12 protein-coding genes are annotated in these 11,347 nt (G+C 73.0%); 1 reads left to right on the forward strand and 11 read right to left on the reverse strand.

Translation table 11 applies throughout. The features are described from left to right. Positions 1 to 32: 32 nt before the first annotated feature. The 3 genes from OHA68_RS44835 to OHA68_RS44845 are packed head-to-tail and all read right to left on the reverse strand — an operon-like array spanning position 33 to position 3,130. The gene (locus OHA68_RS44835) at positions 33 to 1,049 is read right to left on the reverse strand and encodes a hypothetical protein (RefSeq protein WP_327105683.1); all 1,017 of its coding nucleotides are present in this window, start codon (positions 1,047 to 1,049) and stop codon (positions 33 to 35) included. 15 nt (positions 1,050 to 1,064) lie between these two features. After that, entirely contained in the window at positions 1,065 to 1,943 is an 879-nt protein-coding gene (gene rfbA / locus OHA68_RS44840; protein ID WP_407674403.1) for a glucose-1-phosphate thymidylyltransferase RfbA, read from the reverse strand. A gap of 23 nt (positions 1,944 to 1,966) precedes the next feature. Beyond that, entirely contained in the window at positions 1,967 to 3,130 is a 1,164-nt protein-coding gene (locus OHA68_RS44845) for an ABC transporter permease (protein WP_327105685.1), read from the reverse strand. A gap of 110 nt (positions 3,131 to 3,240) precedes the next feature. On the opposite strand from OHA68_RS44845, the gene OHA68_RS44850 reads away from it, so the two are divergent. Further along, the gene (locus OHA68_RS44850) at positions 3,241 to 4,434 is read left to right on the forward strand and encodes an RNA-guided endonuclease InsQ/TnpB family protein (RefSeq protein ID WP_327105686.1); all 1,194 of its coding nucleotides are present in this window, start codon (positions 3,241 to 3,243) and stop codon (positions 4,432 to 4,434) included. A 40-nt stretch (positions 4,435 to 4,474) separates the two neighbouring features. Here OHA68_RS44850 and OHA68_RS44855 read toward each other — a convergent pair whose 3' ends face one another. The 8 genes from OHA68_RS44855 to OHA68_RS44890 all read right to left on the reverse strand — a co-directional run bounded on the left by OHA68_RS44855 (position 4,475) and on the right by OHA68_RS44890 (position 11,323). Next, positions 4,475 to 5,647 (reverse strand): ABC transporter permease, encoded by a 1,173-nt coding sequence (locus OHA68_RS44855; protein WP_327105687.1) that lies wholly within the window; start codon positions 5,645 to 5,647, stop codon positions 4,475 to 4,477. Between the two features lie 13 nt (positions 5,648 to 5,660). Continuing rightward, positions 5,661 to 6,599 (reverse strand): ABC transporter ATP-binding protein, encoded by a 939-nt coding sequence (locus tag OHA68_RS44860; protein WP_189144737.1) that lies wholly within the window; start codon positions 6,597 to 6,599, stop codon positions 5,661 to 5,663. Next, positions 6,596 to 7,660 (reverse strand): right-handed parallel beta-helix repeat-containing protein, encoded by a 1,065-nt coding sequence (locus OHA68_RS44865; protein ID WP_327105688.1) that lies wholly within the window; start codon positions 7,658 to 7,660, stop codon positions 6,596 to 6,598. The genes OHA68_RS44860 and OHA68_RS44865 overlap by 4 nt, the downstream gene beginning before the upstream one ends. Beyond that, entirely contained in the window at positions 7,660 to 8,124 is a 465-nt protein-coding gene (locus OHA68_RS44870) for a holo-ACP synthase (RefSeq protein ID WP_327105689.1), read from the reverse strand. The genes OHA68_RS44865 and OHA68_RS44870 overlap by 1 nt, the downstream gene beginning before the upstream one ends. A gap of 76 nt (positions 8,125 to 8,200) precedes the next feature. Further along, positions 8,201 to 8,986: an alpha/beta fold hydrolase gene (locus OHA68_RS44875; RefSeq protein ID WP_327105690.1), complete on the reverse strand. Its 786-nt coding sequence runs from the start codon at positions 8,984 to 8,986 to the stop codon at positions 8,201 to 8,203. A 111-nt stretch (positions 8,987 to 9,097) separates the two neighbouring features. After that, positions 9,098 to 9,955, reverse strand: a complete 858-nt coding sequence (locus tag OHA68_RS44880) for an ester cyclase (protein ID WP_327105691.1) — start codon at positions 9,953 to 9,955, stop codon at positions 9,098 to 9,100. Next, positions 9,948 to 10,421, reverse strand: coding sequence for a holo-ACP synthase (locus OHA68_RS44885; protein ID WP_327105692.1), 474 nt, complete (start codon positions 10,419 to 10,421; stop codon positions 9,948 to 9,950). Before OHA68_RS44885 ends, OHA68_RS44880 begins: the two co-directional genes overlap by 8 nt. Next, positions 10,418 to 11,323 carry an ACP S-malonyltransferase gene (locus tag OHA68_RS44890; protein ID WP_327105693.1) on the reverse strand — a complete coding sequence of 302 codons (906 nt, stop codon included), beginning with the start codon at positions 11,321 to 11,323 and terminating at the stop codon, positions 10,418 to 10,420. The genes OHA68_RS44885 and OHA68_RS44890 overlap by 4 nt, the downstream gene beginning before the upstream one ends. Positions 11,324 to 11,347: the final 24 nt, after the last annotated feature.

Below are 11,347 nucleotides of genomic sequence, written 5' to 3' on the forward strand. Positions count from 1 at the left end.
CGTCCCGCTCGCGGGACGCCGGGGACGCGCGATCATCCGGCGGCCCCGAGATATCTCCGGGCCGCCTGGACGCCCGCCTGGAACCTGCTGGTGGCGTCCAGGTCGCGCATCAGCATGGCGATGTGCCGGCGGCAGCTGCGCACCGACATGCCGAGCTTCCTGGCCACGACCTCGTCGGTGTAGCCCTTGGCCATCAGCGAGGCGATGGCCTGCTGGAGGTCGTCGGCCACGTTGGCGTAGCCGACCTCGACGCCCTCCAGCGGCGTGGCGGTCTCCCACAGGTGGTTGAACAGGTCCAGCAGGAACTTGGCGATGCCGTGGTTGTGCACGCGGGCGACGCTGGCCTCCCCGTCGTCCTCCCCGTCGTCCTCCACGCCGAACATGACGACGAGCGCCCGGTCGAAGACGACCGCCGACCTGGGCACGTGGCTGACGGTGAAGACGGCCGCGCCGGCGTCGGTCAGCCGCTTCAGCAGCATGCGGGTGGACACGTCGGCGCGGCTGCGGTGCTGGCAGATGATGCGTACCGTGACCCCTCTGGCCAGCAGTGTCAGATACATCTGCGACAGGTCCTCGACGTCGCCGCCGGCGGCCTGCATGGCCAGCACCTCGTCGCGGCAGGCGTCCCCGGCCATCTTCAGGAAGCCGCGGACCTCCATGGCGCCCACGAGGTACTCCACGGCGCTGGCGGCCGAGCTCCGGCCGGCGTCGCCGTACTCGGAGCGGAAGGCCCCCATGCGTTCGCGGATCTGGTCGATCAGCTCGCGACGCTGGTAGATCTCACGCTCCACGGATGACACCAGGGAAGCGGAGGCCAGCTCAGGATCGACCGGCACGAACCGGCGGCCCTCGCTGTCGTCCACCCGGAGCAGCCGGCTCTCCACCAGGTTGGCCACCGCCTCGTGCGCCTCGCGCAGGCTCAGGCCGAGATCCTCGGCGGCCACCTCGACGGCCTCGATCACACCCTTGCGGGCGGCATAGCGGTAAATGTCCGTCACAGGGTCGCCGTCGGCGGGCGATCTGCCGGTGAACAATGTGGTCACACTCATGGGTCGGTCTTCCTCTCACCTGTTCATGAACTGCTCGGCCACCGAGATGACGTACTGGCCGTAGGTGGACTTCTCGAGTTCGACGCCGAGCCGATGACAGGCCTCGGCGTCTATGTAGCCCATTCGCAGGGCGATCTCCTCAAGGCAGGCGATGCGTACGCCCTGCCGCTGCTCCAGCAGCTGGACGTACTGGCTCGCCTGCAGCAGCGACTCGGGGGTGCCGGCGTCCAGCCAGGCGAAGCCGCGGCCGAGGTCGACCACTCTCGCCCTCCCCCGTTCCAGATAGGCGCGGTTGACGTCGGTGATCTCCAGCTCGCCGCGCGCCGAAGGGGCGATGTTCTTGACGATGTCCACGACGTCGGGGTCGTAGAGGTAGAGGCCGACGATCGCCCGGTTGGCGCGGGGCGTGCGCGGCTTCTCCTCGATGGACAGCAGCCGGCCGCCGGCGTCGGTCTCGGCGATGCCGTACCGGTGCGGATCGCGTACCGGATAGCCGAACAGCACGCAGCCGTCGACGGCGTCGCACTCCTGGCGCAGCCGCTCCTGGAAGGAGTAGCCGTGGAAGACGTTGTCCCCCAGGATCAGCGCGACCGGCTCGCCGCCGATGTGGTCGGCGCCGATCACGAGCGCCTCGGCGACGCCGTTGGGCTCGGCCTGCTCGGCGTAGTCCAGGCGCAGGCCGAGCCGGGAGCCGTCGCCGAGGAGGCGGCGGATCTGCGGCAGGTCCTCCGGCGTGGTGATCAGCAGGATGTCGCGGATCCCGGCCAGCATCAGCACCGACAGCGGGAAGTAGATCAGCGGCTTGTCGTTGACGGGCAGGAGCTGCTTGGAGACCGCGAGCGTCGCCGGCAGCAGCCGGGTGCCGCGCCCTCCCGCGAGAAGTATCCCCTTCATCCGTACCATCCCCCTCGTGACGATCAGGCGGCTCTGGTGCGCCGGTCGAACAGGAACAAAGAGCCGCCCAGCAGCAGGACGGCCATCCCCGCGAGCACGGCCACCTCGGGCAGGATCGCGCCGAGCCCGGTGCCGGGCCTGGCGAGCGTGAGCAGCGCGTCCATGCCCCAGGCGTGCGGGAAGGCGTGGCCGATGGCGTTGATGACCTCCCCGGAGGCCTCGCGCGGCCACAGGCAGCCGCCCAGCATGCCGAGCACGACCCCGAGCGGCGGGCCGATCGCCGGCGCCTGGTCGGGAGAGCGCAGCAGCGTGCCGACCAGGATCGCGGCACCGGTGGCGACCAGCGCGAACACCCCCACGACGACGGCCACGGCGAGCGGGTCGCCCCACCGCACGCCGAACGCCAGCGAGCTCACCACCATGATCAGCACTGCCTGGCCGGCCGCGACCAGGAACCTGCTCAGCGCCTCCCCGAGCAGCACCGACCGCTGGTGCACGGGTGCGGTCAGCGACCGCTGCAGCATGCCCAGCCGGCGGCTCTCCACCAGGGCCGCGGCGACCGCCATGGAGTTGATGAAGGTGAACAGCAGCAGATTGGCCGGGGCGGTGTAGGCGAACCCGCGCGGGTCACCGGCGGACGACGCCGAGTCGGTCACCGCGACCCGGCCACCCTCGGCCTGGGCCTGGCGCACGTACTCCGCGGCCTGGGCGGGGGTGGCCCCCGCGACGCCGGCCGCCCGGGTGGCCTCCAGGACCGCGGCCACCTTGCCCACGGCGACGTCCACGGCGCTGCGGGCGGCCAGGCCGCTGCCGTTGGTCTGCGTCATGACCAGCTCCAGCCGGGTCGAGTCCGCCGGGATGATCAGGCCGGCGGCCAGGGCGCCCTCGCGCACGCCGGAGCGCAGCTCGGCCGCCGTGCCCATCGGCAGGACCTCCAGGTCCGGGTGGCGTCGCAGCTCGGCGGACACGGCCGTGGCGATCGGGCCGGAGCCCTCGGCAACGACACCGACGGGCAGCCGGGCCGAGCCGGTGGTGCCGCCGCCGAGCGCCATCCCGACGAAGACGATGGACACGAACGGCATGATCACCATGAAGAACAGGCCGACCCGGTCCCGCGTGTGCCGTCGCAGGTTGGCGGCCACCAGCGCCAGCACCGGCCGGGGCCGGCCCAGGGGAAGTGTGCTCACCTGGTACCTACAGGCTGGATGCCCCGTCCTTCAGGGTGGGGAGGAAGCGCGGAGCAGTCGGGCATCTCGGTCTCCCGGTCTTGTCGGTGGCGGTCGGTAGTTTGATCGACGTGTCCCGTTACCGGCTCCAGCCGTCGCCTGCTCAGGAGGTGATGTTGCTGGAGCATTGCGGGCACGCCCGGTTCGTGTGGAATCTGGCGGTGGAGCAGCACGCCTGCTGGAGGCCGGGCCGCATGTCCGCGCCGGGGTTCGCCGAGCAGTGCAGGCAGCTCACCGAGGCGCGGGCGGAGAACGCGTGGCTGCGCGCAGGGTCGATCATCGTCCAGCAGCAGGCGCTCAAGGACTTCGCTCAGGCCATGGCGAACTTTTTCGGCAGGACGCACCGCAGGCCGACGTGGCGCAAGCGCGGGCAGGGCGAAGGGTTTCGGATCGTCGCGGTCAAGGCCGGTGATGTGCGCCGCCTGTCCCGCCACGTGGGCGAAGTGAAGGTCCCGAAGGTGGGGTGGGTGCGGTTTCGCTGGTCCCGTGCCGTCCTCGAGGGTGTGAAGTCGTATCGGGTGACCCGGGACGCCTCTGGCCGCTGGCATGTGGCCTTCGCCGCGATCCCTGAGCCGATCCCCGCACCGACTGCGGGCGAGGTGGTGGGCGTGGATCGGGGCGTGGCCGTGTCGGCGGCGCTGTCCACCGGCGAGCTGCTGCACACCCCTGCCCTCCGCGACCCGGAGAAGGCCCGGCTCCTGCGCCTGCTGCGCAAACTGGCGCGGGCCGAGCGTGGGTCGAAGCGGCGCGGCAGGGTGAAGGTGGCCATCGCGAAGCTGAAGGCCCGAGAGAGGGATCGGCGCAAGGACTGGGTGGAGAAGACCAGCACCGATCTGGCCCGCCGGTTCGGTGTGATCGCCGTCGAAGACCTCAAGATCGCTAACATGACCCGCTCGGCCAAGGGCAGCATCGACGCGCCGGGCCGCAACGTCCGCCAGAAGGCGGGCCTCAACCGGGGCATCCTGGCCGGCGGGTGGGGCCGGCTCGTGGCGCGGCTGGAGCAGAAGGCTCCGGGCCGGGTGGTGAAGATCAACCCTGCGTACACGAGTCAGCGTTGCTCGGCGTGCGGGATCGTGGATCGGCAGGCGCGCGAGAGCCAAGCCGCCTACCGGTGCCGATCCTGCGGATACGCCGCCAACGCCGACGTGAACGCGGCACGCAACATCGCACACGCGGCAGGGCATGCCGTGTCCGCGCGGGAAGGCCCGCCGTTGCGCGAGCCGACGAACCGCGAACCTCAACGCGACCTCCTCCTCGTGGGGTAGCTGGCGTTGGAATCCCCCGCCTTCAGGCGGGTGGAGGATGTCAAAGCAGCAGTCCTTTCTTGAACCCGGCGACGGCCAGTCCGCCCGCCACCAGCGCGATGGCGCACAGCACGCCGATCGGACCGGCGACCGCGCCGATGGACCCGGCAGCGCCGGAGCCGGCCAGCTCGGTCAGCGCCGTGGACGTCCAGCCGTTCGGGGTGAGCAGGGCCACCGCGCGCAGGGGCTCGGGCAGGTCGTAGAGCGGGACCAGGCTGCCGCCGAAGAACGCCGCCACGAACGAGACGACCATGATCACCCCGTCGGCCTGGGCGTCGGTCCGCACCCGGCTGGCCACCAGCATGGTGATCGCCGCGGCGGCCAGCACGTGCGCGACCAGCACCGCGAACACCGCGACGGGCTCGCCCCAGGTGGTGCCGAAGATGAGCGTGGAGGAGCCCCAGCAGACGCAGACGCTGACCACGGCCAGCGCGAACCCGACGGCCCCCTTGCCCACGACCGGCACCCAGGCCGCGACCGGGCCCGCGCGGATCCGGTCGAGGGTGCCGAGCTTGCGCTCGGTGAGCAGGCCGCGGAAGGAGGCGCCGACCACGAAGAAGGCGAACAGGGCGGCCATGCCGGAGCCGTAGTAGACCGACAGGTCCACCTTGCCGCCGGAGAGGGGGTCGTCCGCGAGGCTGAGGAACGGGCCGGCCGCGCCGTTGCGCTCCACCAGCTCCTTGACCTCGTCGCCGGGCACTCCGGCGCGCAGGACCGCGCGCACGGCGAGCGTCCTGGCGTCCACCACCGCCGAGATCCGGTCCACGATGGCGCTCGCGACCACCCCGGCCAGCGGCGCCTCCGGCGAGGTCAGCACCGAGACGCCGCCGCCGTGCCCGGCGCCGACGCTCTGGCTGAAGCCGGCCGGGAAGACGATGGCCGAGCCGATCTCGCCGGCGTCCAGCGCCCGGCGCGCCTGCTCCTGCCCGGGCAGGTCACGCAGGGTCACCGCCCCCTTCAGCTCGTCGGAGGCCAGCACCTCGCGGCGCACGGAGGCGGGGAACTCGCCGCCGTCCAGGTCCACCAAGCCCACGGTGGCGCGCAGCGGCGGGTCGTCGCCGCCGAGCGCGAGGCCGAAGAGGGTGGCCAGCGTCACCGGCACGATCAGCGCGATGACGATCGCGGTGCCGTCCCGCAGCCGGGTGCGCAGTTCGAGCGCGCTCACCGTGACCATCGCCCGCCACATGTCAGTCCCGCAAGGTGGTGCCGGTGAGGTGCAGGAAGGTCGCCTCGAGATCGGGCTCGATGACCTGGGTGGCGGTGACCGTGGCGCTGCCCTCCACGGCGGTGATCAGCGCGGGCAGCAGATATCTGCCGCCTTCGGCGATCAGCCGTACGGACCCGGCGCCGGTCATGGCCGCCTCGATGACGCCCTCGACGGTGCGGAGCTTGGCGAAGGCCGCCGCCACGTCGCCGTCGAGCACCAGCTCGATCGTGTCGGCGCTGCCGACCATGGCGACCAGCTCGCGCCGGGTGCCGTCGGCGACGATCCGCCCGTGGTCGATGATCGCCACCCGCTCGCAGACCCGCTCGACCTCCTCCATGTAGTGGGAGGTGTAGAGCAGGGACATGCCGTCCTGGACCAGGAGCTCCAGCCCGTCCAGGATGGCCTTGCGGCTCTGCGGGTCCACCCCGACGGTCGGCTCGTCCAGGATCAGCACGTCGGGGCGGTGCAGGAGGGCCGCGCCGATGTTGATGCGCCGCCGCATCCCGCCGGAGTAGGTGTCCAGCCTGCCGTCGGCCCGGTCGGTCAGCCCGATCAGGTCCAGCACCTCCTCGATCCGCCCGGCCAGCCGACGCCTCGGCAGGCCGAACAGCCTGCCGAAGAAGCGCAGGTTCTCGCGGCCGGTCAGCTCCGGATACAGCGCGATCTCCTGCGGGACGTAACCGATCCTGGCCTTGGCCCGCCTCGGGTCGGCCGCCAGGTCCGTGCCGCCGACCAGGACCGTCCCGGCGTCCGGGCGCAGCAGCCCGACGAGCATGGAGATCGTCGTCGTCTTGCCGGCGCCGTTCGGGCCGAGCAGCCCGTACGCCTGACCGGGCGCGATCGCGAAGCCGACGTCATCGACCGCGGCCACGTCGCCGTACCTCTTGGACAGGCCCTCGCAGGCCAGCGTCGGCGTCATCGCGGACCCCAGCCTTCCGGCACCGTCAGGCCCGGCGGCTCGCCCTTGTCCGCGACGTTGCCGGCGAACACCTGCCGGGCCAGGTCGGCGCCGAGCTGGAAGTCCAGCGGGCTGTTCCCGGTGATCCGGTTCCACAGCACGTGGTTGTCCAGGGCGTCGTCGCCGCCCCACTCCTTGGAGGAGCCGATCACGAAGCCGGCGCCCATCACGGACTCCCCGCTGGGATGGTTGTCGTGGATGTGGTTGTCGACGACGCTGACCCGGTGGGTGCCGATCAGCGCCAGGCCGACACCGGAGATCGGCGGCCCCGCCGCGCCCAGCCCGTCGGGCTCGGCGCCGCTCGCCAGGTCGTTGCCGTGCAGGTCGTTGCCCGCCACCAGGCAGTCGCGCACCCCGCCCTCGGGCTCGCCCTCGTAGACCTGGTTGAGCAGCAGCACACCGATCGCGTTGCCGTGGCAGGAGTTGCGGACGACGCGGGCGCCGGAGGAGTTGTCGACGAAGATGCCGAAGGCGTTGGCGTAGGTCTCGTTGTCGGCGATCAGGCCGCCGGAGCGGGCGCAGAAGCTGAGGGCGACGCCGCCGTACTGGCTGCCCGTGGCCCGGCAGCGCAGCACCTGGCAGCCGCTCGACTCGCGCAGGTAGACGCCCCACACGGCGTTGTCCTCGGTGGCCACCTCCCGCACGGTCACGCCGGCGATGGTGTGGGCGTAAATCCCCGCCCCGGAGAAACCCCGCACGGCCAGCCCTTCGACCCGCACGTCCCCGATCCCCCCGCCACCCGTCCCGCCGCTTTTCTCGCCGCTTTTCTCGCCGTGTACGGTCACGCCGCTGACCACGTCGTCCGCCGCGTCGTGCAGCCGGGGGACGCCGGCGGGGCCGCCTTCACCCGGGATCAGCACGGTCCGGTCCGGTCCGGCGCCGATCAGGGTCACGCCCGCGTGCTTGATCCACACGTTCTGCCGGTAGACGCCCTCCTCCAGGGCGATCCGTGCCCCGGGGCCCGCCTCGTCCAGCGCCCGCTGGATCGACTCTCCTGGCCGTACCGTCACCATCCGCGTCATCACACGCTCCCGTCCACGTACACGATCGCCAGCGATACGAACAGGCCGTCGCCGATCCCCCAGCGGGCGGCGCCGGCCACGGTCACGTCCGCGTCGCCCTCGGGGCGCAACCGGTGCAGGGCGGCCCGGCCGCTCGCGCCGCGCACGGCGTACGCGGCGCCCTCGGTCAGCGGCAGCCCGGTCGAGGCGGCCAGCTCCCCGGCGGCCTCCTCCAGCAGCGAACCGCCCCAACCGGCCGGCGGCCGGGGCGCGGCCTCGAAGTCATGCCAGGCGAACCCGGCCGGGCGACCGCCCACGGCCTTGATCAGGCTCTCCTTGACCGAGAACGCGGCCGGGCCCGGCCCCAGCTCACGCTCGGCGACGGTGGTGAGCCGGCGGTCGAACACCCGCCCGCCCCGCCGCGCCGCCCGGACGATCCGCTCCACCTCCACGATGTCCACACCCATCAGCACAGCGCCGCTCATTCCGGTCCCCCGACGCAGCGGGCCGCCGCCGGCTCCAGCACAGCGGCGCTCCGGCCCGGCGGGCCGCCACCGGCGCTCACGCCGGCGCTCCGGCGCAGCGGGCCACGAAGGGCTCCAGGACGGCGGTGTACTCCTCGGCCCGCTCGACCATCGGGATGTGCCCGCTGTCCTCCACGAGCAGCACCTCGTTACGCGGATACTCGGCCAGCACCTCCAGCCACGGATCCACGGGCGTCATCCGGTCGTGCCGGCCCCAGACGTACATGGCGGGGCAGGCCACCCGGTCCAGCGCCGCCTTGACCTGATATTTGCGGGTCGCCTTGAGGCTGCGGGCCATGCTCACCATCGACTCGGGTCGCCGCAGCATGTCGCCGACCTCCGCCATCCGCTCGGCGGAGAACAGGCTGCGCCCGCCGTGGAACAGCGCCGCCATCATGCGCTCGCCGAACTCGTCGCCGAACGGCCGCACGCTCCCCCTCCGGTCGAAACTCAGCCCGACGTCGGGGTCGGCGGTCAGGCCGGGCGCGCCGCTGACCACGATGCCGAGCACCCGGTCGGGGCGGCGGCCCGCCAGGTCGATGGCCACCAGACCGCCGAGCGAGTTGGCGCACAGCACGATCTCCGCCGCCCCGGCCGCGTCACACGCCCGCAGCAGCGCGTCGCCGAGCTGCTCGATCGAGCCGGCGATCCGGCGGTCGAGCGCGCAGATCGCCTCATGGGTACGCAACACCGGCCGACCGGCCGCCTCCAGCCGGCGGTAGGGGTGCTCCCAGATCCAACCACCCGCGAACAGCGCGGACATGAACACCACGACCGGCCCGGGGCTGTCGCCGAGCCGATGCTCAGCGGTGAAGTCGATCATCAACGCTCCAGTTCACTTGCGTCGTCGGGTCACGAGGATCGCGGGGCTCGGCGGGCGGGGTCGGTAGTCACACGGGCCCGGAGGGGTCGGGGTCAGAGGCCGAGGGCGGGGTCATAGCGTGGCGGCGGGTTCGGGGGTCCAGCCGCACGCGCAGGGCGCGCCGGCGTCGGTCGCGACGACGGTCGCGCAGTTCGGGCAGCGGGCGTAGTCGCGGGCGGAGGCGGGATACCAGACGCTGGTGTGTACGCGGGTGCACAGGCCGCCCTTGAAGAAGCGGCGCATGGCCCGCTGGTGCGGCCGGGCATGGACCGCGCGCAGCGCCTCCGGCCGGTCGAAAGCGCTCAGCGTGAACTTGCGGCCGCCGGCGTCGAAGGTCGTCGCCCCGAGGAAGCCACGGGACGCCCGCAACGACTTGACGATCTCCACGCTGAGCAGGTCCACGTCGGCCGCCTCGGCGTCGTCGCGGATCTCCAGCCAGGTCAGCACCAGCGCGCCGGGCCGCTCGGTGCGCCGGGTGGCGACCCTGGCGCTCAGGCCGTACTCGCGGGTCTCGTCGGCGGCCGGCACGAACCGCGCCGCGTAACCGAGCACCTCGGCGAGCGCCAGCCTGTCGTAGATCCGCTGTACGTGCGCGCCGTCCCGGCCGAGCGTCACCAGGTCGGTGCCGGACACGGCGACGGTCCCACCCGTCGCGGGCATCCCCAGGTACGCCCCGCGATGGTCGGCCCGCAACGTCCACGAGACGGTGACCGCGTCCTCGCCACCCGTCACCCTGTCCACGAGAAAGCGCGGACCGGCGAACCGGGCCAGCACCCCGGCCGCGTACGCCACCAGCCCATCGCCGGCCAGCACGCCCCCGGAGTCAGGATCGGCATAGGACACGACACTCGCCGCCACCGCCTCCGCGTCGCCCGCGCTCCAGGCCGCCAGATGCTCCTCCGCGACCTTCCGTACGTCCACCTCACCCACGACGCCCTCCCAGATGACCCAGCAGCCGACCAGAAGAAGGGACCACGACTCGTGGGGTGTCCTCGGGGAGGAGGGCGGAGGCGAGGGCCACGGCCAGGGCTTGGTCGTGGGTGTGGCTGATCGAGACGCGGATGCGCCGGCGGGGGTCGGCGCGGGTGGCCGGGGCCCCGGTCAGGTGTACGGCCGGCGGGTGGCCGTCAAGACAGGCGGCGTCGCCCAGGCAGGCCGGGGAAGGCCGGGGCAGGATCTCGACCTGGCCGAGATGCCCGGCGGTCGGCGGCAGGCCGAGCAGGCGCAGCACCGCCCGCTTGCCGGCCAGCCGCCCGGCCCAGTGCTCCAGCGTGCCCGCCGTGGACCTGACGCGTTCGGCGGCGGTGTAGACGTCCGCCACCCGCATCCCGCCGAGCAGCTCGACGGGCCGGGTGAGGCCGGCGTAGCCGACGGCGGCACTGCCCCAGCGGTTCACGCGGCCACCTCCTTGGCCAGGCGGCGCAGGGTGCCGGGGTCGGCCATGCTCAGGCAGCGGGCCCCGGCCCGGCGGGACAGCCCGGCCAGCACCTTGCTGTCGCCGACCTCGACCCCGGGGGCGATCGCGTCGACCGCGCCGACCGTACGGGTCCATCGGACTCTGCCGGTGAGCTGGGCGACCAGCGCCTCGCGCAGCGTGCGGAGGTCGGTGGTGGGCTCGCCGGTGACGTTCGGCACGACGGGGACGCGGGGCGCGCGCATCGCGGCGACCGCCACCGCCGCGGCCCACGGGGGGACGGCGGCGGCCATGAGCGGGGAGTGGTAGGCGTCCCCGACCTTGAGCGGCATGATCTTGGTGGCGTCGGTGGCGAGCTTCTCCAGCCGGTCCAGGGCGGGCGCCGCGCCGGAGACGACCACGTGGCCGGGCGCGTTCTCCAGCCCCACCACGACGGGCTCGCCGGGGGCGGCGGCCTCGGCGGCCAGTTCCTCCACCCGTTCGACCGCCAGGCCCATCACCGCGCGCATCCCGCCACCGCCGCCCGCGACGGCCATGAGCCGGGCGCGCGTCTCCACCAGCCGTACGGTCTCCGCCAGGTCGAGCACGCCCGCCGCGTGCAGGGCGGTCAGCTCGCCCACGCTGTGCCCGGCCACGACGGCGGGCTCGTACCCCTCCTCGGCCAGCACGGCCAGGGCCGCGAGGTTGCAGGCGGTCACCGCCACCTGGGCGTGCTCGGTGGACACCAGGCGCTCGAGCGGGCCGCGCGCGCACAGCGGGGAGATCGGCCGCGACAGCAGCGCGTCGATCTCGTCCAGCCGGTCGCGGGCCACCGGCCTGCGGCGCAGCCACGCGCCCATGCCGACCCGCACGGTGCCTTGGCCGGGGAAGAGAAAGCCGAACATGACGTGCACCTCCTTTCGCTACGG

The sequence above is a fragment of the Nonomuraea glycinis genome, assembly GCF_035920485.1.
GTDB lineage: Bacteria > Actinomycetota > Actinomycetes > Streptosporangiales > Streptosporangiaceae > Nonomuraea > Nonomuraea glycinis.

Coding starts and splice junctions, on each gene's coding strand:
- OHA68_RS44860 (WP_189144737.1), bottom strand. CDS start 6,599: ATGACGCCGACGCTGGCCTGCGAGGGCCTGTCCAAGAGGTACGGCGAC.
- OHA68_RS44855 (WP_327105687.1), bottom strand. CDS start 5,647: ATGGTCACGGTGAGCGCGCTCGAACTGCGCACCCGGCTGCGGGACGGC.
- rfbA (WP_407674403.1), bottom strand. CDS start 1,943: ATGAAGGGGATACTTCTCGCGGGAGGGCGCGGCACCCGGCTGCTGCCG.
- OHA68_RS44870 (WP_327105689.1), bottom strand. CDS start 8,124: ATGAGCGGCGCTGTGCTGATGGGTGTGGACATCGTGGAGGTGGAGCGG.
- OHA68_RS44835 (WP_327105683.1), bottom strand. CDS start 1,049: ATGAGTGTGACCACATTGTTCACCGGCAGATCGCCCGCCGACGGCGAC.
- OHA68_RS44890 (WP_327105693.1), bottom strand. CDS start 11,323: ATGTTCGGCTTTCTCTTCCCCGGCCAAGGCACCGTGCGGGTCGGCATG.
- OHA68_RS44875 (WP_327105690.1), bottom strand. CDS start 8,986: ATGATCGACTTCACCGCTGAGCATCGGCTCGGCGACAGCCCCGGGCCG.
- OHA68_RS44865 (WP_327105688.1), bottom strand. CDS start 7,660: ATGACGCGGATGGTGACGGTACGGCCAGGAGAGTCGATCCAGCGGGCG.